The organism is Nocardioides pocheonensis, from assembly GCF_003725535.1.
GTDB lineage: Bacteria > Actinomycetota > Actinomycetes > Propionibacteriales > Nocardioidaceae > Marmoricola > Marmoricola pocheonensis.
In genome coordinates this window covers 67,476-90,069 of the sequence record NZ_RJSF01000036.1, presented here as the reverse complement: position 1 = coordinate 90,069, position 22,594 = coordinate 67,476, and the positions used below count along the sequence as shown (strand labels likewise).

General features: G+C 71.8%; 24 protein-coding genes. 16 read left to right on the top strand and 8 right to left on the bottom strand.

All coding sequences use genetic code 11. The features are described from left to right. Positions 1-8 precede the first annotated feature (8 nt). Both EFL26_RS09585 and EFL26_RS09580 read left to right on the top strand, forming a co-directional pair. Positions 9-302 carry a hypothetical protein gene (locus EFL26_RS09585; protein ID WP_123222670.1) on the top strand — a complete coding sequence of 98 codons (294 nt, stop codon included), beginning with the start codon at positions 9-11 and terminating at the stop codon, positions 300-302. Positions 303-330: 28 nt separating this feature from the next. Then, positions 331-1,011: a hypothetical protein gene (locus EFL26_RS09580; RefSeq protein ID WP_123222669.1), complete on the top strand. Its 681-nt coding sequence runs from the start codon at positions 331-333 to the stop codon at positions 1,009-1,011. 11 nt (positions 1,012-1,022) lie between these two features. On the opposite strand, the gene EFL26_RS09575 is transcribed toward EFL26_RS09580, so the two are convergent. Beyond that, entirely contained in the window at positions 1,023-1,574 is a 552-nt protein-coding gene (locus EFL26_RS09575) for a hypothetical protein (protein WP_123222668.1), read from the bottom strand. A gap of 262 nt (positions 1,575-1,836) precedes the next feature. Between EFL26_RS09575 and dnaK the strand changes: the two genes are divergently transcribed. The 6 genes from dnaK (at position 1,837) to EFL26_RS24515 (ending at position 8,319) form a co-directional block, all read left to right on the top strand. Next, positions 1,837-3,693, top strand: coding sequence for a molecular chaperone DnaK (gene dnaK / locus EFL26_RS09570; RefSeq protein WP_123222667.1), 1,857 nt, complete (start codon positions 1,837-1,839; stop codon positions 3,691-3,693). Continuing rightward, positions 3,690-4,292: a nucleotide exchange factor GrpE gene (gene grpE, locus EFL26_RS09565; RefSeq protein WP_246000120.1), complete on the top strand. Its 603-nt coding sequence runs from the start codon at positions 3,690-3,692 to the stop codon at positions 4,290-4,292. Before dnaK ends, grpE begins: the two co-directional genes overlap by 4 nt. Before the next feature lie 67 nt (positions 4,293-4,359). Then, positions 4,360-5,526, top strand: a complete 1,167-nt coding sequence (dnaJ, locus tag EFL26_RS09560; protein ID WP_123222666.1) for a molecular chaperone DnaJ — start codon at positions 4,360-4,362, stop codon at positions 5,524-5,526. Continuing rightward, a complete protein-coding gene (locus tag EFL26_RS09555; protein WP_123222665.1) occupies positions 5,526-5,960 on the top strand; it encodes a heat shock protein transcriptional repressor HspR in 435 nt (144 codons plus the stop codon). Before dnaJ ends, EFL26_RS09555 begins: the two co-directional genes overlap by 1 nt. Before the next feature lie 128 nt (positions 5,961-6,088). After that, complete coding sequence (locus EFL26_RS09550) at positions 6,089-7,408, top strand: DUF445 domain-containing protein (RefSeq protein WP_123222664.1); 1,320 nt, start codon at positions 6,089-6,091, stop codon at positions 7,406-7,408. Next, positions 7,405-8,319, top strand: a complete 915-nt coding sequence (locus EFL26_RS24515; RefSeq protein ID WP_123222663.1) for an Abi-alpha family protein — start codon at positions 7,405-7,407, stop codon at positions 8,317-8,319. The genes EFL26_RS09550 and EFL26_RS24515 overlap by 4 nt, the downstream gene beginning before the upstream one ends. Positions 8,320-8,342: 23 nt before the next feature. Here the strand turns inward: EFL26_RS24515 and EFL26_RS09540 are convergent, their stop codons facing one another. After that, entirely contained in the window at positions 8,343-8,606 is a 264-nt protein-coding gene (locus EFL26_RS09540) for a MerR family transcriptional regulator (RefSeq protein ID WP_123222662.1), read from the bottom strand. A gap of 116 nt (positions 8,607-8,722) precedes the next feature. On the opposite strand from EFL26_RS09540, the gene EFL26_RS09535 reads away from it, so the two are divergent. Beyond that, positions 8,723-9,160 (top strand): Hsp20/alpha crystallin family protein, encoded by a 438-nt coding sequence (locus EFL26_RS09535; RefSeq protein WP_123222661.1) that lies wholly within the window; start codon positions 8,723-8,725, stop codon positions 9,158-9,160. Positions 9,161-9,266: 106 nt separating this feature from the next. Here the strand turns inward: EFL26_RS09535 and EFL26_RS09530 are convergent, their stop codons facing one another. Beyond that, entirely contained in the window at positions 9,267-9,716 is a 450-nt protein-coding gene (locus tag EFL26_RS09530) for a MarR family winged helix-turn-helix transcriptional regulator (RefSeq protein WP_123222660.1), read from the bottom strand. A 62-nt stretch (positions 9,717-9,778) separates the two neighbouring features. Here EFL26_RS09530 and EFL26_RS09525 point away from each other — a divergent pair, with 62 nt between their 5' ends. Further along, positions 9,779-11,290: an MFS transporter gene (locus EFL26_RS09525; RefSeq protein ID WP_246000119.1), complete on the top strand. Its 1,512-nt coding sequence runs from the start codon at positions 9,779-9,781 to the stop codon at positions 11,288-11,290. A gap of 15 nt (positions 11,291-11,305) precedes the next feature. Here the strand turns inward: EFL26_RS09525 and EFL26_RS09520 are convergent, their stop codons facing one another. Further along, a complete protein-coding gene (locus EFL26_RS09520) occupies positions 11,306-11,629 on the bottom strand; it encodes a hypothetical protein (protein WP_123222658.1) in 324 nt (107 codons plus the stop codon). A gap of 144 nt (positions 11,630-11,773) precedes the next feature. Here EFL26_RS09520 and EFL26_RS24675 point away from each other — a divergent pair, with 144 nt between their 5' ends. The 3 genes from EFL26_RS24675 to EFL26_RS09505 all read left to right on the top strand — a co-directional run bounded on the left by EFL26_RS24675 (position 11,774) and on the right by EFL26_RS09505 (position 16,588). Then, positions 11,774-12,562 (top strand): LuxR C-terminal-related transcriptional regulator, encoded by a 789-nt coding sequence (locus EFL26_RS24675; RefSeq protein WP_246000118.1) that lies wholly within the window; start codon positions 11,774-11,776, stop codon positions 12,560-12,562. A gap of 131 nt (positions 12,563-12,693) precedes the next feature. Beyond that, a complete protein-coding gene (gene clpB, locus EFL26_RS09510; protein ID WP_123222657.1) occupies positions 12,694-15,273 on the top strand; it encodes an ATP-dependent chaperone ClpB in 2,580 nt (859 codons plus the stop codon). 79 nt (positions 15,274-15,352) lie between these two features. Next, entirely contained in the window at positions 15,353-16,588 is a 1,236-nt protein-coding gene (locus EFL26_RS09505; RefSeq protein WP_123222656.1) for a hypothetical protein, read from the top strand. A 24-nt stretch (positions 16,589-16,612) separates the two neighbouring features. Here the strand turns inward: EFL26_RS09505 and EFL26_RS09500 are convergent, their stop codons facing one another. Together EFL26_RS09500 and EFL26_RS09495 are read right to left on the bottom strand one after the other, a co-directional pair. After that, a complete protein-coding gene (locus EFL26_RS09500) occupies positions 16,613-16,981 on the bottom strand; it encodes a hypothetical protein (RefSeq protein WP_183408114.1) in 369 nt (122 codons plus the stop codon). A 97-nt stretch (positions 16,982-17,078) separates the two neighbouring features. Continuing rightward, a complete protein-coding gene (locus EFL26_RS09495) occupies positions 17,079-18,239 on the bottom strand; it encodes a pyridoxal phosphate-dependent aminotransferase (protein WP_123222655.1) in 1,161 nt (386 codons plus the stop codon). A 76-nt stretch (positions 18,240-18,315) separates the two neighbouring features. Here EFL26_RS09495 and EFL26_RS09490 point away from each other — a divergent pair, with 76 nt between their 5' ends. After that, positions 18,316-19,167: a class E sortase gene (locus EFL26_RS09490; RefSeq protein WP_246000117.1), complete on the top strand. Its 852-nt coding sequence runs from the start codon at positions 18,316-18,318 to the stop codon at positions 19,165-19,167. A gap of 22 nt (positions 19,168-19,189) precedes the next feature. Next, positions 19,190-19,729, top strand: a complete 540-nt coding sequence (gene pyrE, locus EFL26_RS09485) for an orotate phosphoribosyltransferase (RefSeq protein WP_123222654.1) — start codon at positions 19,190-19,192, stop codon at positions 19,727-19,729. Here pyrE and EFL26_RS09480 read toward each other — a convergent pair. Continuing rightward, positions 19,712-20,440, bottom strand: a complete 729-nt coding sequence (locus tag EFL26_RS09480) for a DedA family protein (RefSeq protein WP_246000116.1) — start codon at positions 20,438-20,440, stop codon at positions 19,712-19,714. The genes pyrE and EFL26_RS09480 overlap by 18 nt on opposite strands. 130 nt (positions 20,441-20,570) lie before the next feature. On the opposite strand from EFL26_RS09480, the gene EFL26_RS09475 reads away from it, so the two are divergent. Then, entirely contained in the window at positions 20,571-21,215 is a 645-nt protein-coding gene (locus EFL26_RS09475; RefSeq protein WP_123222705.1) for a TrmH family RNA methyltransferase, read from the top strand. Between the two features lie 17 nt (positions 21,216-21,232). Here EFL26_RS09475 and EFL26_RS09470 read toward each other — a convergent pair whose 3' ends face one another. Beyond that, on the bottom strand, positions 21,233-22,594 hold the full coding sequence (locus tag EFL26_RS09470) for a permease prefix domain 1-containing protein (protein ID WP_123222653.1): 1,362 nt from the start codon (positions 22,592-22,594) through the stop codon (positions 21,233-21,235).

Sequence of the window (22,594 nt, the reverse complement as noted above, 5' to 3'; positions counted from 1 at the left end):
GGACGGCGATGGCGACTTCCGACGAGCTCTTCGAGAAGGCCCGGCTGATGCGCGCGCTGGCCGACGACCTCGAGGTCTGCTGCGACGCCGCGAACACCGCAGCCCAGGGCTCGACCTGGGACTGCGACAACGCGACGGAGGTGCGCGGGGCGATCCGCGGGTTCAGGGGCGCGGCCGGCCGCGCCGCGCAGGCCATTCGCGAGGAGGCGCAGACGGTGTCGCAGCAGGCCCGGTCGAAGCAGGCCGACGAGGTCGCGGCTGCGAACGCCGCGGCCCGGCACCACGATCCCGAGTACCGCTGACGTGGGCCCGGGAGGTGGCCCTCCGGGCGTGTGGGAGCCGATCGGTGAGGGCGGCCGGGTCGAGGTGGCCGAGCTGCTCGCGGTCGAGGCGCTGCCGCGGTACTTCGCCCAGGACCAGGACGTCGAGCTCGAGCTCGCCGGCACCACGATCGCCGGACGGTCCGTCGAGGTGGCCGCCCGGTGGCAGCGACGACTCGCTCGCTGCGACGGCGCGGTGCTCGCCGAGCTGGACCTCTCGGGTGCTCCCGATCCGACGGGCGGCTACCGGAAGGTCGTCCGACTGGACGGGTCCGTCGGGTCGGTGCTGATGCAGGCCGACGAGTCGAGGAGGTCGCGGCTGCGGGGGACCTTGCGCTTCCTGCGGGTCGAGGCGGCCGGACGGACCTGGGTGTGGCACTTCGAGGGTGGTCGCGCGGCCGGCGAGAGGCTGGTGCTCTCCCGCGGTCGCACGCCGGGAGACGGTGAGCCGCTGGTGACCACCCACCCTGCGGCGCGGGGGCGAGCACTGGGCAACCCCACCGGGGGCGCGACCGTCGACACCCACGTGACCTCCTGGACCCCGGCGGCCGGTCTCGGCGACGTCGTGCTCGCCGAGCTGCTCGCGTGCGCCCGGCTGGACAGCCTGGTCGACTACCGCCCCAGCCGGATCGCGGAGGGGGTCGGCGAGCTGATCGACCTGGTCCCGCGCCCCGAGCCCAACACCGGCTAGCGCGCTCGGGTTCAGGCGCTGCCGGACTCGTCGAGAACGGTGAGCAGGCCGGCCAGCAGGCCGCGGCGGTCACGGGTCGGCACGGTCACCCGCTGGTTGTTGCGGAGCTCGAGGGTCACGAGGTCGTCGCCGAGCGTGGCGCCGTACGCCCCTCCGAGCAGGCGGCCGCGATCACCGTCGGCCTGCCTGCTGCCCGGCACCTGGACGGTGCTCGCCGAGGTCCCGAGGCGCTGCGCCAGCGCCGGGTCGGCCCTGGTGGCCAGCATCCGCACCCACTGCGGCTCGATGTCCGCGACCGGGACGCGGTCGCGCCCGACCCGGAGGGTCTCGCGGGTCAGGGTGACCGCCCCGTAGCGGTCGAGCGACCAGAGCGTGAGCAGCCAGATCAGCAGGACCGGGCTGGACGCCCCCACCGGCGCGAGGACCGTGGTGGCGGTGACGTGCGGGAGGTCGGCCACGACGAAGCCCAGCGTCAGCAGGGCGACCAGCACGAAGGGCACCGCCCAGGCGCGCGCGGACACGGCCTTGCGGGCGTAGACCACCCGTGCGTCGGTGTCGGGCATGGCGGCAGGCTACCCGGGTGGCCGGCCGCGGAAACCCGCGGTCCCGGCGGCGCCGGCGCCTTCTGATCCGGGCCGAATTCCTCTGTCGGATCCGGAATGCCCGGTCGATGATGTGCGTTGGGACGTGTGACAAGACTTGAGTTGAAGCGACTCAACTTGTTTGCCACACTCGGGGACGCCGCGCAGGATGGCGGACGAACCCGAGACCCGCAGTCAGAAGCACGCGCCCGGCGCCGCCGGGCCCAGATGGAGGTAACCCAACATGGCACGAGCGGTCGGCATCGACCTGGGCACGACGAACTCCGTCGTGGCCGTCCTCGAGGGTGGCGAGCCCACCGTCATCGCGAACGCCGAAGGTGCGCGCACGACGCCGTCCGTCGTCGCCTTCGCCAAGTCCGGCGAGGTCCTCGTCGGCGAGGTCGCGAAGCGTCAGGCGGTCACGAACGTCGACCGCACCATCCGGTCGGTCAAGCGTCACATGGGCACCGACTGGAAGACCCGGATCGACGACAAGGACTTCACCGCGCAGCAGATCAGCGCGTTCGTCCTGCAGAAGCTCAAGCGCGACGCGGAGGCCTACCTCGGCGAGCCGGTCACCGACGCGGTGATCACCGTGCCGGCGTACTTCTCCGACGCGCAGCGCCAGGCCACCAAGGAGGCCGGCGAGATCGCCGGCCTGAACGTCAGCCGGATCGTCAACGAGCCGACCGCGGCGGCGCTCGCCTACGGCCTGGACAAGGGCGACCACGAGCAGACCATCCTGGTCTTCGACCTCGGTGGCGGCACGTTCGACGTGTCCCTGCTCGAGATCGGCGAGGGCGTGGTCGAGGTCAAGGCCACCAGCGGTGACAACCACCTCGGTGGTGACGACTGGGACCTCCGGATCGTCGAGTGGATGGTCAAGAAGTTCAAGGACAACAACGGCGTCGACCTCGGCGCCGACAAGATCGCGCTGCAGCGTCTCCAGGAGGCGGCGGAGAAGGCGAAGATCGAGCTGTCCAGCTCGAGCGAGACCACCATCCACCTGCCGTACATCACCCACGGTGAGTCCGGTCCGCTGCACTTCGAGGAGAAGCTGACCCGCGCGGAGTTCCAGAAGCTCACCGCCGACCTGCTCGAGCGCACCAAGGCGCCGTTCCGCCAGGTGATCAAGGACGCCGGCCTCGACGTGGCGAAGATCGACCACGTCGTGCTCGTCGGTGGCTCGACCCGGATGCCGGCCGTCGCCGACGTCGTGCGCGAGCTGACCGGTGGCAAGGAGCCGAACAAGGGCGTGAACCCCGACGAGGTCGTCGCGGTCGGCGCCGCGCTGCAGGCCGGCGTGCTCAAGGGCGAGGTCAAGGACGTGCTGCTCCTCGACGTCACCCCGCTGAGCCTGGGCATCGAGACCAAGGGCGGCGTGATGACCACGCTGATCGAGCGCAACACCACGATCCCCACCAAGCGGTCGGAGATCTTCACCACCGCCGACGACAACCAGCCGTCGGTGGAGATCAAGGTCGCCCAGGGCGAGCGCCAGATGTGGGCGCAGAACCAGCCGCTCGGCAACTTCGAGCTGACCGGTCTGCCCCCGGCTCCCCGGGGCGTGCCGAAGATCGAGGTCACGTTCGACATCGACGCCAACGGCATCGTGCACGTGTCCGCCAAGGACCAGGGCACCGGCAAGGAGCAGTCGATGACGATCTCCGGCGGCAGTGCGCTGTCGAAGGACGACATCGACCGGATGGTCCGCGACGCCGAGCAGTACGCCGAGGAGGACGCCCGTCGCCGCGAGGCGGTCGAGACCCGCAACCAGGCCGACAGCCTCGTCTACACGACCGAGAAGTTCCTCTCCGAGAACGGCGAGAAGCTGCCCGAGGACGTCAAGACCGAGGTGCAGGCCGACGTCGACGCCCTCAAGAAGCTGCTCGAGGACGAGAACGCCGACAAGGACGCCCTGCAGGCCGCGATCGCCAAGGTCGGCGAGTCCAGCCAGAAGATGGGTGCCGCTCTCTACGCGGCGAACGAGTCAGAGGCCGGTGCCACCGCAGGCGCGGAGACCGGTGCCGAGAGCAACGCCGACGACGACGTGGTCGACGCCGAGATCGTCGACGAGCCGGGCGAGGGCGAGGACAAGTGACCCAGGACAACCCTGAGGTGACGCCCGACCTGGACGTCCCGGTCGACGTGCCGAAGGGGCCGCAGGAGACTGCGGCCCCCGAGGCCGAGCTCGGAGACGATCTCGGACCGGTCGACGGGGCCGCGCCGGAGGACGAGCCCTTCGGGGAGCCGGTCGACGAGGTTGGTGCGCTGCGCCAGCAGCTCGCCGAGCGCACCGCCGACCTGCAGCGGCTGCAGGCGGAGTTCCTCAACTACAAGCGGCGGGTCGAGCGTGACCGCGACCTGGTCCGCGAGAACGCCGTCTTCGCCGTGCTGAGCCCGATGCTCGACGTGCTCGACAGCATCGACCGGGCGCGCGCGGCGGGCGAGCTGGAGGGTGGCTTCAAGGGAGTCGCCGACCAGCTCGAGCGGATCGTCAGCGGCCTCGGGCTGACCCGCTTCGGCGAGCCCGGCGACCCGTTCGACCCGACCCACCACGAGGCGCTGTCCCACATCGGCGTCGACCCCGAGGTCGACGTCGTCACCTGCAAGCACATCGCGAAGGCCGGCTACCGGATCGGCGACCGCGTCGTACGCGCGGCGCAGGTGCTGGTGGTCGACCCCGAGCCGATCGACTGACGTGCCGGTCGGCTCGACCACCCGACGAGTCAGCCGCACCTGACCGAGCCGAGAGAGGGGGGAACCCGTGGCCAGCAACGCCGACTGGGCGAACAAGGACTTCTACAAGGTCCTCGGCGTCGCCAAGGACGCCGACGCAGCGACGATCAAGAAGGCCTACCGCAAGCTCGCACGGGAGCACCACCCCGATTCGCGGCCGGGCGACAAGGCGGCCGAGGAGCGCTTCAAGGAGGTCGCCGAGGCCTACGACGTCGTCGGCGATCCGGAGAAGCGCAAGGAGTACGACCAGATGCGCTCGATGTTCGCCGGGGGCTTCCCGGCGGGCGGGGGAGGCGGCGGCTTCGGCTTCCCGGGTGGCTTCGGCGGTCCCTCCGGCGGCGCGGGCACCGCGGGCGGCTTCGACATCTCCGACCTCTTCGGCAACCTGTTCGGAGGGGGCGGTGGTGGCGGCACGCGGGCCGGTGGACGGCGGGCGGCGCGCGGCGCCGACCTCGAGACCGAGGCGACCATCGACTTCGACGAGGCCGTCGACGGCACCACGGTCGCGCTGCGGATGTCCTCGGACTCGCCGTGCGAGACCTGCAAGGGCACCGGCGGCAAGCCCGGCACCCGGCCGCACGTCTGCCCGACGTGCGACGGCGCCGGCATGGTGGTGAGCAACCTCGGCGGCGCGTTCTCGATGAACGAGACCTGCCCCGAGTGCCACGGGCGCCAGCTCGTGTACGACGAGGTCTGCCCCACGTGCCACGGCTCCGGTCGTGGTCGGTCCAGCCGCACCCTCCAGGTCCGTATCCCCGCCGGGGTCAAGGGCGGTCAGCGGATCCGGCTCAAGGGCAAGGGCGCGCCCGGCGAGAACGGCGGCCCGGCCGGCGACCTGTTCGTCACCGTGCACGTGCGGCACCACCCGCTGTTCGGCCGCAAGGGCGACAACCTCACCCTGACCGCGCCGGTGACCTTCGACGAGGCCGCCCTCGGTGCGGAGATCAAGGTGCCGACCCTCGGTGGCACCCCGGTGACCCTGCGGATCCCCGCGGGCACGCCCAACGGGCGGGTCTTCCGCGTGCGGGGGCGGGGAGTGAGCCACAAGGACGGCACCAAGGGAGACCTGCTCGTGACCGTCGAGGTCCAGGTGCCCGCGCAGCTCGACGACGCCGCTCGGGCCGCCGTGACGGCGTACCGCGAGGCCACCGCCGGCCGCGACCCGCGGGCCGCGCTGTTCGAGAGGAGCCGATGATGCCGCGCCCGTCGTCGGGTGAGCCACGCCAGCCCCGGCAGCCGCGCACGCCCGGTCCGTCCACGCCGGTCTACGTCATCAGCGTCGCCGCGGAGCTCACCGGCCTGCACCCCCAGACGCTGCGCCAGTACGACCGCGCCGGACTGGTGTCCCCGGGTCGCACCGGTGGCGGCGGCCGGCGCTACTCGCTCAACGACATCGAGATGCTGCGGGTGGTCGCCGAGCTCACGGCGGCGGGCATCGGGCTCGAGGGCGTGCGCCGGATCCTCGACCTGGAGAACCAGGTCGCGGCACTCCGGGCGCGCAACGCCGAGCTGGCCGCCCAGACCCGCGAGCTCAGGTCCGCCCTCGACGCCGCGCTCTCCGCGCTGGCCGAGCGACGACCCAACCTGCCCGCACTGCGACCCCGCGGGACGCTCCACCCGTTCGGGTGATCCCGCGCACACTCGCCGCGGTGGGCCTGGTGGTGGTGGCTGGACCTCAGTGACCGTGCCGCCGTTCAGCCGTTAGTGTCAGCGACGACCCACGCGGGTCGCGGCAACGGCAGAGGTGGGCATCGGGCGTGCTGGCACTCGAGATCGACTGGTTCTTCCGCGACGTCGACGCGCACGGGTGGATCCACATCGCCACGATCCCCGTGTTCACCGGGGTCATCGGCTGGCTGATCAACTGGACCGGCCTGATCATGCTGTTCTCGCCGGTCCGCTTCCACGGGATCAACGTGCCCGGCCTCCGCCAGCTCTCGCGGGTGCTTCCCCGCAAGGTGCAGGAGGTTCCCGGCTTCCTGCAGGGCGGCATCGGCTGGCAGGGGATCGTGCCGGCCCGCGCGGCCAAGATGGGCAGCATCGCGGTGGACAAGGCGATCGCCAAGCTGGGCACTCCTGCTGAGTTCTACCAGCAGCTCGAGCCGGACCAGATCGCCGAGCACATCGTCTCGGTCTTCCAACCCGACATGCCGAAGATGATCGAGGACATCATGGCCCGGGAGCACCCGAGCCTCTGGCGGGACCTTCCGCGCCCGGCCCGCCAGGCGATCATCGCCCGGGTGCAGGCGCAGCTGCCGACCGTCGTACGCGGGATCACTGACGAGATCGGCGTCCACATCGACCAGCTGCTCGACCCCAAGGTGATGGTGATCAACCACTTCCAGGCCAACCCGGCCCTGGTGGTGCGGATCTTCCGCGACTTCGGGCAGCGGGAGCTGAACCTCATGGTCGCGTTCGGCTTCATCTTCGGGTTCCTGCTCGGCATCCCGGTGGCGATCGTCGACCACTGGTTCGGGCAGTGGTGGCTGCTTCCGGTGCTCGGCGTGCTGGTCGGCTGGACCACGAACGCCCTGGGCATGTGGCTGATCTTCGAGCCGCCGGAGCCGCGGCGGATCCTGGGCATCAAGGTGCACGGCTTGTTCCTGCGCCGCCAGGACGAGGCCGCCGAGGTCTACGCGCAGATCATCGCCGACGACGTGATCACCCTCGAGCGGATCGGTGACTTCCTGCTCGACGGGCCCAGGGGTGACCGCACGCGCCAGATGCTGGCCACCGCGATGCGGCCCGCGATCGACCAGGCCGCCGGACCCGTGCGCGGTGCCGTGCGGATCGCCGTCGGCCGCCAGCGGTTCGACAACATCCGCGACGCGGTCGCGACCGAGGCAGTGGACCGCACGATCACGCCCTTCCGCGACCCCGTGTTCAGCAAGCGACAGGCCGACAAGATCCGCACCCTGGTGGCGGTGCGGACCAAGGAGCTGCCCCCTCGGGACTTCGTCGAGATGATGCGCTCCGCGATCAGGGAGGACGAGTGGATGCTCTACGCCCACGGCGCGATCATGGGATTCGCGGGTGGCCTGATCCACCTGGCGATCTTCGGAGTGGGTGGGCGATGAGCGGGAGCGAGTGGGAGCTGGAGCAGGCCAGGGAGCGCCTGCGCCGCGAGCGCTCCGTGCGCGAGCGCACGCCCGCGGTCTGGGACGGTGCGGCCGAGGCGCTTCCCGGCGTCGCGCGCATCGCCGGCACCGCGGCCCTGCGGTCGGCGACCTGGGCGATCGGCTCGGGTGCCCGGTCGGCGCGCAACCTGGCCCGGGCCATGACCGACCCGATGGCGGCCGGCGAACTGGTGCGCGGCGTGGCCGAGGACGTCGCGGAGGCGTCGCGCGCGATCTCCAGCGTCGCCACGGCCGTCTCCAACGGCGTGCCGCTGCCGAACGCCCTGCTGAGGGCGACCGTGTCGTTGTCGTCGATGATGGTGCCCGCCGAGGAGCCCGAGAACCGGGGCGAGCTGAGCCTGCGTGAGCGTGGCGAGGACCTGCTCCGCCGGTCGCGCGACGTCTGGAGCGAGGACGAGGCGCACCCGGCGTACGGGCGGATCCTCGACGATCTCGCCCCGGACGAAGCGCGGATCCTGCTGCTGCTCCTTCGCGGAGGACCGCAGCCGTCGGTCGACGTCCGCACCGGCGGCCCGGTCGGGATGGTGAGCTCGAGCCTGCTCGCAGGAGGGCTGACGATGATCGGACCGCGGGCGGGCGTGCGCTACCTCGACGAGGTCCCTGCCTACCTCAACAACCTCTTCCGGCTGGGGCTGGTCTGGTTCTCCCGGGAGCAGCTCGAGGACCCGCTGGAGTACCAGGTGGTCGAGGCCCAGCCTGACGTGCTGGAGGCGATGCACTCGGTGCGCTTCCCGAAGGTCGTGCGCCGCTCCATCCACCTGACGCCGTTCGGCGTGGACTTCTGCCGCACGTGCCTGGTCGATCCCGAGGAGCAGGTCGACCTGCCCGAGCAGGGCGTGCCGCAGGACTGAGCCGGTAGCGGCTGCTCCGGAAGCTATTGCTGCTCGCGCAGCCGCGCGACCTCGTCCTCGAGCTCGAGCACGCGGTCGACGCCGGCCAGGTTGAGGCCGGCGTCGAGCAGCTCGCGGATCCGGACCAGGCGCTCGACGTCCTCCTCGCTGTAGCGGCGGGTGCCTCCGTCTGTCCGGTCGGGCGTGAGCAGCCCACGGCGCTCGTAGACGCGGAGGTTCTGGATCGCGGTGCCGGACAGCTCGGCGGCCACCGAGATCGCGTACAGCGCGTGCCGCCGGTCGCGCATCGGCTCACCTCCTGGGTCGTCCGGCCCTTGCATTCTTCTCTCCGGAGAGTTATATGAAAAGTGTATCGGCAGTGTCAGATCCTGCCGACCACGACGACCCAGAAAGGAAGTCCGCGATGTTGCTGCGCACTGCAGATCCGTTCCGTGAGTTCGACCGGCTTGCCCAGCAGCTGCTGGGCACGACCGGCACCATCAACCGCCCCGCGGTCATGCCGATGGACGCGTGGCGCGAGGGCGACGTGTTCGTGCTCGAGTTCGACCTGCCCGGCGTGGCGAAGGAGAGCATCGACCTCGACGTCGAGCGCAACGTCCTGACCATCAAGGCCGAGCGGGTCGCCCGCAACGGCGACTGGGAGATGCTCGCCAGCGAGCGGCCGCGCGGCCTGTTCAGCCGCCAGCTGGTGCTCGGCGACAACCTCGACCTCGAGCACATCCAGGCCGCCTACACCGACGGCGTGCTGACCCTCCGGGTCCCCGTCGCCGAGCAGGCCAAGCCGCGCAAGATCAAGATCGAGATGGGCTCGCCCGAGGACACCAAGGCGATCAACGCCTGACCCACCGGCCGGGCGCCGTACGCCGTGCCGCCCGGTCGTCGCCCGAGAGAGGACGAGGCGCCCGGACCGTGGTCCGGGCGCCTCGGTGTCGTCGGCAGGCGGTCGCTCAGGCGCGTGGCCAGGGCCGGCCCTCGAGCGCCTCGATCGAGGTGTTGAGCTTCTCGAGGAGCCGGCGCAGCTCCACGACGTCCGCGGCCTCCCAGCCCTCGAGCACGCGGCCGACCTGCTCCTGGAGGATCGCGCGGTCGCGGTGCAGCAGGTCCAGCCCGGCCTCGGTCGGCCGGAGCACGCGCGCGACTGCGCCCGCGGGGTCGGCGGCCTTCTCCACGAGGCCGGCCCGCAGCAGCGCGTTGACCTGGCGGTTGACCGTCGAGGGATCGAGGCGAAAGGCCTCGGCCAGCTGCTTGAGGTTCATCGGGCCGAGCTCGAGCCGGCTCAGCAGGTGGTAGCCGGAGCGGTCCAGCAGTCGGTCGGGGCTGTGTTGGCTGGAGTGCAGGTGGTGCCGGGCGAGCAGGCTCAGCTCGACCTCGAGAGCGGCGATCCGCGGATCGGTCACGAACGTCCTCTCCTCTGTGGCGCACGTCTCGTCCTGACCGTGTGCATCGTACACACGCGAATGTGTACGATGCACATTCCGCGGCCGTCGCGGCCGCCTCGATCCGAGAGGTGTCCATGGACAACGTCGTGCGCGAGCCGCACCCCCGGCCCGCGGTGGTCGTCGCGGTGGCCTGCTACTGCGGCATCGTGGTCGCCCTCACCCAGACGATGATCATCCCGCTCGTGCCCGTGCTCCCGCGGATCCTGAGCAGCTCGCCGGCCGACGCATCCTGGGCGATCACCGCCACCCTGCTGGCGGCGGCCGTCACGATGCCGATCGCCGGGCGCCTGGGTGACATGGTCGGCAAGCGGCTGATGCTGCTGGTCAGCCTGAGCGCCCTCGTGGCCGGCTCGGTGCTGTGCGCGGTCTCGAGCGCGCTCGAGGTGGTGGTGGCCGGACGCGCGCTCCAGGGCCTGTCGATGGGGGCGATCGCGCTCGGCATCAGCATCATGCGCGACGAGCTGCCGGCCGACCGGGTCGGCTCCGCGGTCGCGCAGGTGAGCGCGACCCTCGGCGTCGGGGGCGCGGTCGGCCTCCCGGTCGCCGCGGTGATCGCGGAGAAGGGCAGCTGGCACACGCTGTTCTGGGTGGCCGCCGTCCTCGCCCTCCTCGGGGTGGTCGCGGTCGCCGTCCTGGTCCCGGAGTCGCCGGTCAGGACGCCCGCCCGGTTCGACCTCCTCGGCGCCGTCGGCGTGGCGGCCGGCCTGCTCATGCTGCTCGTCGCGATCACGAAGGGCGGTGACTGGGGATGGGGTGACCGGCTGACGCTGGGCCTGGTTGCGGGCTCCCTCGTGGTCTTCCTGGTCTGGGGTGCCTGGGAGCTGCGCACCGCGGCGCCCCTCGTCGACCTCCGGGTCTCCGCCCGGCCCCAGGTGCTGTTCACGAACATCTCCTCGGTCGCGGTCGGGTTCGCGATGTACGGCATGTCGCTGATCCCGATGCAGATCCTGATGGCGCCGGCGCAGACCGGCTACGGCATGGGGCGCTCGATGATCCAGGCCGGCCTGCTGCTCGCCCCGAGCGGCTTCGTGATGTACCTCTTCTCCAGCGTCGGCGCCCGCCTGTCCGCGGCGCGCGGCCCGCGCACGAGCCTCGCGACCGGCATCGTGGTGATCGGCTGCGGCTACGTCTCGGCCCTGTTCCTGCGCGACCAGCCGTGGGAGATCACCCTGGCCACCGTCTTCATCGGCGCCGGCATCGGGATCGCGTACGCCGCGATGCCGGCGCTGATCATGGGCGCCGTGCCGATCACCGAGACGGCCGCCGCCAACGGGCTGAACGCCCTCATGCGCTCGATGGGCACGTCGCTGTCCTCCGCGGTGGTCAGCGTGGTGCTCGCGCACGAGGTGGTGCACCTCGGCCCGGTGACGCTGCCGTCGTCGCACGGGTTCACCGTGGCCCTTCTGGTCTCGATCGGCGCGGCCGGGGTCGCGCTGGCGTTCAGCCTGGCGATCCCGCGTCCCCGGCCCGCCGTCCCGCCCCGGGTCGACTCGGAGGAGCGGACGGTCGTCGGGGCCGAGGCGCGAGCCTGAGCCGGCCTCGGCGTCCTAGGCCGGGCGACGCACGACGGACGTCAGCCGCACGACGCCGAAGCCGATGCCCGCGAGCACGGGCATGAGCACGGCGAGGGCCAGGTGGAAGGGCACGTCCTCGTGGTTCACGACCCCGTCGGTCCAGGCCATGTTCAGCCCGGCACTGCACCAGAGGACCGCGATCCACGGGTAGGAGATCCGGCGGGCGGCGGCGACGGCGCCGGTGATCACCGGTCCGAGGAGCACCAGCGGGAAGAACACGGGGTCGATCCAGCCGAGCAGGCCGACGACCTGTCCGAGGGCTGCGCTGACGACGAGGTTCGAGGTGAAGCGTTCCATCGCACTCTCCTTGGCCGTTCGGTTGTGCGGTCTCGCTCAGGCTCGGCGCACCACGGCCCGCAGCACATCGCTCTGGGGAGTGAGACGCCGATCTCGCTCCCGAGAGCGACCCCGAACGCCTCGCCCGAGGGCTAGGTTCGGCCCATGCGGGCAGGCCGGGAGTGGGCAGCGGTCGACGGCGTCACTGCGGTCGCCCTCGCCGTCGCGAGCCAGCTGGAGGTCTGGTGGCCCCGGGTGGTGCCCGGCGTCGGGGAGGTGGCCGGGAACCGGCCGGTGCTCGCGGCGACTGCGCTCGGGGCGACGCTCCCGCTCGTCGGTCGTCGGCGGTGGCCGCTCGCGGTCCTCGTCGTCGTGGTCGTCGCGCTGGCCGCTCAGCAGGTGCTCACCACGCCGACGCAGGGGCTCGTCCTTCTCGTGGCCGCGATGATTGCGGCCTACTCGTCCAGCGCTCACGCGTCGACAGGTCCTGCCGTCGCGGCGGCCGTGGTGATCGTCGGCGGTGCGGCCCTGATCGGGGAGAACGTCGGCGACTGGTCGTTCCTCGTGGTCATCCTCGGTGGTGCCTGGCTGGTGGGGTTCGTGGTGCGGCGCCGGTCGACCGACCTGAGCCGGGTGCGCGAGGACAACCGAGACCTGTCGGCCCGGCTCGCCGAGGCGGCCGCGCAGCTGATCGAGGCGCAACGCCGCCTCACCGTCTCGGCTCCCGCGCCCGCCGATCTCGCCGCGCTCACCGCGCGCGAGGTCGAGGTCGCCCGCGCGATCGCGCGCGGCATGTCGAACGCGGAGATCGCCGCCGAGCTGTTCCTCAGCGAGTGGACCGTCAAGACGCACGTGGCGAGCATCCTCCGGAAGCTCGGCCTGCGTGATCGCGCGCAGGTCGTGGTCGCGGCGTACGAGTCCGGGCTGGTCGAGCGGGGGTCGTCGCCTCGCTGAGGCATCGCAGGAACGTCGTGAATCCTCCAGAGTTGAGTGGAATGCACTCAACTTTGGCAGCGTTGTACCAGTGACGGATCGGCCGAGATCCGCCACGATCGGATCAGGAAACCCAGGGGGAGAAGGACCGCATGGACGGATCGAAGTTCACCTCGCGCAGCGTCGAGGTGATCAACGCTGCCCACACCGCGGCGGTGACCGCCGGCAACGCCCAGATCGAGCCGGTGCACCTCGCGTTCGCGCTGCTGCGCCAGGAGGGCGGGATCACCGGGTCGCTGCTGGAGAAGTCCGGCGTCGACATCGACAAGCTCGGTGCGGAGATCAACGAGCTCGCCGTCCGGTTGCCCAAGGCCTCCGGCGCGACCGTGTCCACGCCGACCAGCTCACCCGCCCTGACCCGCGTGCTGGCCCAGGCCCTCGAGCTGGCGACCGGCATGGGCGACGAGTTCGTCGCGACCGAGCACTTGCTGCTGGCGCTGGCGATCGTCGACGGTCCGGTCAAGGAGGCGCTCGTCCGCGCGGGTGCCAACGAACCGGCGCTGCGCGAGGCGATCACCGCTGTCCGGGGCAACCGCCGGGTGACCAGCCAGGACGCCGAGGCGTCGTACGAGGCGCTGGAGAAGTACGCCGTCGACCTGACCGAGCGCGCCCAGGAGGGCAAGCTCGACCCGGTGATCGGCCGTGACGCCGAGATCCGCCGCGTCGTGCAGGTGCTGTCGCGCCGCACCAAGAACAACCCCGTCCTGATCGGGGAGCCCGGCGTCGGCAAGACCGCCGTCGTCGAGGGGCTGGCCCAGCGCATCGTCGACGGCGACGTCCCCGACTCGCTCAAGGGCCGCCGGCTGCTCAGCCTCGACCTGGCCGCGATGCTGGCCGGGGCGAAGTACCGCGGCGAGTTCGAGGAGCGGCTCAAGGCCGTGCTCGAGGAGATCAAGGGCGCCGAGGGCCAGGTGATCACGTTCATCGACGAGCTGCACACCGTGGTCGGCGCGGGTGCCGGCGGTGACTCCGCGATGGACGCCGGCAACATGCTCAAGCCGATGCTGGCGCGCGGCGAGCTGCGGCTGATCGGTGCGACCACGCTGGACGAGTTCCGCGAGCGGATCGAGAAGGACCCCGCCCTGGAGCGCCGGTTCCAGCAGGTCTTCGTGGGAGAGCCGAGCGTCGAGGACACCGTCGCGATCCTGCGCGGCCTGCAGGAGAAGTACCAGGCCCACCACGGCGTCGAGATCACCGATGCGGCGCTGGTCGCGGCGGCGATGCTCTCCGACCGCTACATCACCGGCCGGCAGCTGCCCGACAAGGCGATCGACCTCGTCGACGAGGCCGCGTCGCGGCTGCGCATGGAGATCGAGTCGTCCCCGGTGGAGATCGACCAGCTCCGCCGCCAGGTCGACCGGATGAAGATGGAGGAGCTCGCGCTCGACCGCGAGACCGACGAGGCCTCCCGCGACCGCCTCGAGCGGCTGCGCGCCGACCTGGCCGACAAGCAGGAGCAGCTGCGTGAGCTCGAGACCCGCTGGGAGCGCGAGAAGGCCGCCCTCGAGGGCTCCGGTGAGATCCGCAAGCAGATCGACGTCCTGCGGGTCGAGGCCGAGCGGCTGCAGCGCGAGGGCGACCTCGCGAAGGCCTCGGAGATCCTCTACGGCCGCATCCCCGCGCTCGAGAAGCAGATCGAGGCCGCCGACGCCGCCGAGGCCGTCGAGGACCCGATGGTCAACGAGAAGGTCGGCCCGACCGAGATCGCCGAGGTCGTCGAGGCCTGGACCGGCATCCCGACCGGGCGGCTGCTCGAGGGCGAGACCGCCAAGCTGCTCCGGATGGAGGAGATCATCGGCGCGCGGCTGGTCGGCCAGGAGACCGCGGTCGCCGCGGTGTCCGACGCCGTACGCCGCTCGCGGGCCGGCATCTCCGACCCGAACCGGCCGACGGGCAGCTTCCTCTTCCTCGGTCCGACCGGTGTCGGCAAGACAGAGCTGGCCAAGTCGCTGGCCGACTTCCTCTTCGACGACGAGCGCGCGATCGTGCGGATCGACATGAGCGAGTACTCCGAGAAGCACTCGGTCGCCCGCCTGGTCGGTGCCCCTCCGGGCTACGTCGGCTACGAGGAGGGCGGTCAGCTCACCGAGGCGGTCCGTCGCCGGCCCTACTCGATCGTGCTGCTCGACGAGGTGGAGAAGGCGCACCCCGAGGTCTTCGACATCCTGCTGCAGGTGCTCGACGACGGCCGGCTGACCGACGGGCAGGGACGCACCGTGGACTTCCGCAACACGGTGCTGATCCTCACGAGCAACCTCGGCTCGCAGTACCTCGTCGACCCGTTGCTGGACGAGGAGGCGAAGCGCGCGTCGGTGATGACGACGGTGCGGCAGGCGTTCAAGCCGGAGTTCCTGAACCGGCTCGACGAGATCGTGCTGTTCGAGGCGCTCGGCAAGGACGAGCTCGCCCACATCGTCGACCTGCAGCTCAAGGCGTTCGACCAGCGGCTGGCGTCCCGGCGGATCACCGTCGAGGTCACCGCGGGCGCCCGGGCCTGGCTGACCGACCACGGCTACGACCCGGCGTACGGCGCCCGGCCGCTGCGCCGGCTCGTGCAGACCGCGATCGGCGACCCGCTGGCCCGGATGCTGATCGCCGGCCAGGTGCTCGACGGCCAGCACGTGGTGGTCGACACCGAGGGTGAGGGCCTCGCCCTGCGCGTGCAGGACTGACCGGCTGCGCCGACCTCCGTCGCGGGCCCCGGACCCACTGGTCCGGGGCCCGCGTGGTGCGCTTGGTTGAATGAACGCCATGAGCAGCGACGCGCCGGGCCCGCGGCCCCGCCAGGTCACCATCGGTGGCTGGCTGGTGGCGATCGCCTCGGCGATGCTCGTCGTGACCGTCTTCGACACGATGGCCCGGCTGCACACGGTCGACACGCGTGACGAGCTCACCCGGGTGCTCACCACCGGGTCGACACGGGACCTCGGCATCAGCGTGGCCGACGCGCTCGGAGTCTTCCGCGCTGCCCTCTTCGTCGCCGGCGCGGCGGCGGCGGTGACAGGTGTCCTCGGCATCTTCGTGCTCCAGCGGCACACCGCGGCCCGGATCGTGCTCACGATCGCGGCCGTGCCCGTCGTGCTGACCGCACCCTTCTCGGGCGGCTTCCTGGCGATCCTGGTCGGTGGGGGCACCGCCCTGCTCTGGTCGCGGCCCGCGCGGGACTGGTTCGCGGGCCGGCCGCCGACGCGGCCGGAGGTCGGGTCCGTCCCGGTACAGCCCGCGCCCCAGCCTCCCGTACGCCGGCCCGAGTCGGCGTGGCCGCCACCGACGATCGCCCCTCCGAGGCCGAGCGCCTCGCCCGGATCCGCGCCGGCCCCCACTCCGGGGTGGGGTCGTCAATCCGCCCAGCCTGCGTCGTGGCCGCCGGCGTACGTGACCGCGCCGGCGCCCGCACCCGGCACGCGGGACGTCCCGACCCAGGTGCGGGTCGCCTGCATCCTCACCTGGGTCTTCAGCGCGCTCACCGGCGGGCTCTACCTCCTGATCTCGGTGGCGCTGCTCGCCGACCGCGGGGGAATGCTCAAGCTGCTCAAGGACAACCCCACGGTCCGCGACACGAAGCTCACCGACGACCAGCTGGTCGCCGCGATCGTCACCGTCGGCGTGCTCGTCGTGCTCTGGTGCCTGGCCGCCGGCGTGCTCGCCGCGCTGGTGTGGCGGCGACACGCGTGGGCCCGCACCCTGCTGATGGTCTCCATCGCGGTCGCCTTCTCGGTCGAGCTGGTCGGCTTCCCCTACACCCTGCTGCACCTCGCTGCCGCGGTCATCGCGTTCCGGATGCTGCTCAGGCCGGTGTCGCGCGCGTGGTTCCGGGGTGCCGGCCGGCCCGGGCCGCCACCTCCGCCGAGGTGGACGCCGCCGCCGGGATGGGCACCCCCGTCCGGTGCGCCGAAGGACCAGCCCGCAGCGCCCCCGGACCCCGGGGCCCAGCCGCCCCGCGACGAACCCTCCGACCGGCCGGCCGGCAAGCCACCGGTCTGGTAGGGGTCGCGCGGTGCGCGCGAAGGCTCAGGCGTGGCCGGCGTGTTGTCCGCGATGCCATCCGGACAGGTGCCTGCCGCCGCGAGCCGTGCCCTCCGTCCTGTGGGCGAGACGGCGCACGACCACGACGATCAGAACCGTGGTGAGCACGCTCGACAGGAGCACCTCGTCACGGGACAACCCGTCCACGTTGGGCTGGAGGTCCTCCTCGGTCGCCCAGCCGAACAACCACTCGCTGGTGAGCACGCCGGCCCCGACGCACGCGACCGTCGTGATGGCCACCGCCCAGAGACGGTGCGCCAGATCCCTCCCGACGAGCACCCCGGCCACCACGCCGAAGCCGAGCGACATGGCACCGAGCAGGGCCAGTCCCTGAAGTCCCAGATCCCACTGCATGGCAGTGCCTCCTTCTGGAGTCCCCTCTCCCTCCAGTGTCACCGTGCGCCCTCTCCGCGGTCAGGGTCGAAGGGCCCCGGCGTGAGCGCCCCGCTCCTCAGCGGGCGCGCAGGTCGGCGGCGCCGAGTCGCCGCAGGCCCTCGTCGATGACCTCGCGCTGCTTGCAGAACGCCCACCGCACCAGGTGGCGGCCCTCGTCGAGGTCGTCGTAGAAGACCTGCGACGGAATCGCCACGACGCCGGCCAGCTCGGGCAGCGCGGCGCAGAACGCACGTCCGTCGGCGTGGCCGAGGGCGGAGACGTCGGTGGTCACGAAGTAGGTGCCGGCCGGCTCGTAGACCTGCATGCCCAGCGTCGACAGGCCGGCGCAGAGCCGGTCGCGCTTCTCGCGCAGGTCCTTCGCGAGCGCCTGGTGGAAGGCGTCGTGCTCGTTCAGCGCGACCGCCACCGCCGGCTGGAGCGGTGCACCCGAGGCGTAGCTCAGCCAGTTCTTCGCGCCCTCGACCGAGGCGACCAGGTCCGCGGGACCACTCGCCCAGCCCACCTTCCACCCGGTCACCGAGAACGTCTTGCCGGCGCTGGAGATCGTGACCGTGCGCTCGAACATGCCCGGAAGGGTCGCCAACGGCACGTGCTCGTGGTCGTAGGTCAGGTGCTCGTAGACCTCGTCGGTCACGACGACGAGGTCGTGCTCGATCGCCACTGCGGCGACGGCCTCGAGCTCGGAGCGGGTCAGCACGGTGCCGGTCGGGTTGTGCGGGGTGTTCAGCAGGATCAGCCGGGTGCGGTCGGTGACCGCCGCAGCCAGCTCGGCCGCGTCGAGCCGGAAGTCGGGGGCACGCAGGGTCACCGGGCGGCGTACGGCGCCGGCGAACTGGATCATCGCGACGTACGAGTCGTAGTACGGCTCCAGCACCACGACCTCGTCACCGGGGTCGACCAGGCCCAGCAGCGCCGCGGCGATCGCCTCGGTGGCACCCGTGGTCGCGACCACCTGGCTCCGGTCGAGCTCCAGGCCGTAGTGCCGGCGCTGGTGGGCGACGACCGCGTCCAGCAGCTCGGGAGTCCCGTGACCGGGCGGGTACTGGTTGCGGCCTCCCCGCAGGGCGGCGACCGCGGCCTCGATCACCTCCGCGGGTCCGTCCTCGTCGGGGAAGCCCTGGCCCAGGTTGACCGAGCCGGTGCGCACGGCCAGGGCGGACATCTCGGCGAAGATCGTGCTGCCGACGCCGGTGAGGCGCTGTGCCGGTTCACGCATGGATCGAGCCTAGGCCGTGGTCCAGCGCAGCACGGCGAGGCGCGGGCCGACGCAGGCGGTGGTCCACAATGTGCGGGTGACCGACGCCGACGAGCCGGGTTCCCCGGTCGAGGAGCCCCGACCCGCCGGCCGCGGCGGGGCCCACCGTGACGAATCGGCGCGCGGCGTCGTTGAGGACGATGTGGACATCGCGGACGACCCGGTCGAGGACGTCGCCGACCCGGAGGCGAAGGGATCGTCGGGCACGGGTCGCCGGATCACCTTCTGGATCGGCATCGGGCTGATCCTGGGCGGCCTCGGCCTGCTCGGCTACGTCGCGTGGCAGTTCTGGGGCACGAACTGGGTCGCGAAGAAGCACCAGCGCGAGCTCACCAGCCAGATCCAGCAGGAGTGGACGACCGGCAAGGGCTGCGACAAGTTCTGCCCGAAGGGCGCCACGATCGCGCTGATCCGGATCCCGAAGTTCGGCCCCCAGTACGTCGTCCCGCTCCTCGAGGGCACCGACAAGGCGACCGTGCTCGACAAGGGCGCGTTCGGTCACTTCACGAACACCGCCCAGGCCGGTCAGGTCGGCAACTTCGCACTCGCCGCGCACCGGGTCACCCACGGTGAGCCGTTGCGGCACATGCCCGACCTCCGACCGGGCGACAAGGTCATCGTCGAGACGCGCAGGGCGACCTTCACCTACGTGCTGGACACGAACCCCAACCAGCTGGTGATCCCCTTCACCGGCGTGTGGGTGCTCGACCCGCTGCCGCACAACCCCAACCCGGGCGGCCCCGAGCCCGCGCAGGAGCCGGGCCAGCGGCTGATCACCTTGACCACCTGCTCGGAGATCTTCCACACCGACAACCGGATGATCGCCTTCGGCCACCTGGTCGGCGTCCAGAAGAAGACGGTGACGACAGCCACTCCCTCGACGACGTAGGCGGACCGCTAGCCTTCCGGTCATGTCTGATCGCGAGATCCTCCTCGAGCAGGTCAACGCCAAGGCGGTCGTCCGCGGCAGGGTGACGCTCGCGTCGGGCCGCGAGGCCGACTACTACGTCGACATGCGCCGGGTCACCCTCGACGCCGAGGCAGCGCCCGCGATCGGCAGGGTCATGCTCGAGCTCACCGCCGACCTGGAGTACGACGCGGTCGGGGGCCTCACGCTCGGAGCCGACCCGGTCGCCGCCGCGATGATGCACCAGGCCGCCGCCGCGGGCCGCCGGCTCGACGCGTTCGTGATCCGCAAGTCCCAGAAGGTGCACGGGCTGCAGAAGCTGATCGAGGGCCCGGAGGTCGAGGGTCGGCGCGTGCTGGCGGTCGAGGACACCTCGACGACCGGTGGGTCCGTGCTCGAGGCGGTCAAGGCGCTGCGCGAGGCAGGCGCCGAGGTGGTCGCCGTCGCGGTCGTCGTCGACCGCGACACGGGCGCCCGGCAGGCCGTCGAGGCCGAGGGCCTGGAGTACCGCTACGCGGTGGGGATCTCAGACCTCGACATCTGAGTCGATGCCGCTGTCCTGGCCGACGGCGACGTGGGGCCCGGCCCGACGCGCCGCCGCGCGGTGGCGGCGGTGCTTCCACCACTCGTAGACGACCGGGATCACCGAGAACGCGAGGATCGCGATCGTGGCCTTGTCGATGTTGCTGCCGAGGCCGGGGAACGCCGAGCCCAGGAAGTAGCCCAGCAGCGTGACGACGAGGACCCACAGTCCCGCGCCGACGCCGCTCCAGATCAGGAACCGGCGTCGCTGCATCTGCCCGATGCCGGCGACCACGGTGACGTAGGTGCGCACGAACGGCACGAAGCGGCCGATCACCAGCGCGGCGTTGCCGTACTTCTCGAAGAACGCGTGCGTCTGGGTGAGGTACTTCTTCTTGAGGATCCGCCCGTCACGCTCGAACAGCGGGGGTCCGAGCTTGCGGCCGATCTCGTAGCCCACGACGTTGCCGAGGAAGGCCGCGATCGACAGGATCACCAGCGCGGCGACCAGGTCGACGCCGTGGCCGCCCGGGACGACGTCGAGCTTGCCGCCCGAGATGAACAGCCCGAGGGCGAAGAGCAGGGTGTCGCCGGGCAGGAACGGGAAGAACAGCCCGCACTCGGCGAAGATGATCCCGGCGCTGACCCAGAAGAACTGCTGGCCGAAGTGGTCCAGCCACCACTGGGGGTCCATCCAGCTGGCGCCCATGAGGTGGATGACGTCGAGGATCACCCGCAGAGACTACCCGGCGAAGCCTGAACTCCGGCTGACGTATCGCCGGATCTAGGGTGAACCGGTGGACGAGGAGCGGGCCCAGGAGCGAGCCCAGGAGCGGGCCCAGGAGCGAGCGCCGTACGACCCGATGCCGCACGGCCCGGCGGAGGTGGGGGTCGGACCCTGGGTCGGTCCGTGGCCGACCGGTCCGCAGTACGACGCGCGGCTGCTGGCCGAGGGCGACCGGCGCAACGTCGTCGACCGCTACCGCTACTGGACGGTCGAGGCGATCGTCGCCGACCTGGACACCCGCCGCCACGACTTCCACGTGGCGATCGAGAACTGGCAGCACGACTTCAACATCGGGACGATCGTGCGCACCGCGAACGCCTTCCTGGCCGCCGAGGTGCACATCGTGGGCAACCGCCGCTGGAACCGCCGCGGGGCGATGGTGACCGACCGCTACCAGCACGTGCGCCACCACGCGACGGTCGCCGACCTGGCCGCCCACCTCCACGACCGGCCCGAGCCGGTGCGATTGCTGGGCATCGACAACCTGCCCGGGTCCGAGCACCTGGAGACGATGACGGTGCCGCGCCGGGTGTGCTTCCTCTTCGGCCAGGAGGGCCCCGGCCTGTCCGAGGGTGCGCGGGAGGCGTGCGACGGCACGTTCTCGATCGCGCAGTTCGGGTCGACCCGCTCGATCAACGCCTCCGCTGCGGCGGCGATCGCCATGCACTCCTGGATCCGCGCGTACGCCGACCTCGGCGGCGACGCGGCCTGGCGGGGCTGACCGGGGACTGACCGGGCTCAGGAGAAGCCGAACACGGGCGGGAAGACCAGCACGACGGTCCAGGTCCACGCGGCGTACACGGCGAGGTAGCCGGTCTGCCAGCGCTCCAGCCGGACCACGGGCGCGCGATGCCGTACGAACGCGGTCAGCAGGTACGCCGAGACGCCGAGGTTCGTGAGCAGCAGCAGGTTCTCGCCGAGGGCCGCCGTCTTGTTGGCGCTGAACCCGAACTCGCCGATCCGGTGGGCCAGCGCGACCAGGACGAGCACGTCGACGAGGAGGGCGGCGACCACCAGCGCCAGCTGGAGGAGGTCGAACCGGTCGGGACCGGCCGCCGGCTCGCGGGCGGAGAGGGCGTAGAGCACCAGGCCCACGACGACGGCGAGCACGAGGTCGAAGAGGATCAGGGCGTCGCGGTCGACGTCGATCCCGGTGCGGGTCCACAGCACGCCGCCGAGGAACGCGGCCAGGGTCGCCACGAAGAGCGGGGTGAAGACCTTCGTCAGCACGGGGGCGATGTTCTCCACGACACTCTGCTTCGCCTCGACCAGCCAGGCCGCCACGACGACGGCACCGGCGGCCCCGCAGGGGAGCAGCCAGGAGCCCACGAACACGTCCGGCCGGACACCGATCGCCTTGAACGCCCCGGCGGTGAGGACGGTGAGCACGCCGCCGCCCAGCGCGATCAGGGCGTAGTAGACGACCCACTCGCCGGTGAACCTGATGAAGTCCATCCGGCGTGACGCCGAGCGCCAGTCGCCGCCGACGTACGCGACGCCGACGGTCAGCCAGAGCGCGAGGGGCAGGTGGAGCGCGGTCAGCACGGTGACCGGCGCGTCGTCGTGCAACGGGTAGGCGTTCGCCGCGGCGACGCCCACGGCGCAGGTCAGGGCGAGGCCGAGGGCCGTGGGCCGCGAGACCGCTCGGCGCCACGCGAAGTACGCCACCAGCGGAACCAGCCCGAAGACGCCTGCGTTGCGCGCGTAGAAGGCGGGGTGGTCGTCGAGCCCGAGCCCGAACAGGGCCGGCACCTTGACGAGCACCGCGGCGGCCACCGCCCACGCCACGACGACCAGGAGGGCGCGCGTCGAGCCTGCCGGCTCGCCCTGACCACCGCCGTCGAGCACGAGCTGACGCCAGAGCCGGTCGGAGTGCTCGCGGGCGAACTCCCGGGTCAGCGCGTCCAGGCTGCCGAGCCGCTTGACCGCGACCAGGAACGCCTCGTCGGGCTCGAGGCCGAACGAGACCAGGTCGTCCATCCGCGCCCGGAGGTGGTCCTCCAGCTCCGCGGCGTCGGCGTCGCTGAGCTCGCGGCGCCGGTGCATGAACGCCAGCCACTCGCCGATCTGGGCCTCGACGGTCTCCCTCGCAGCGTCCAC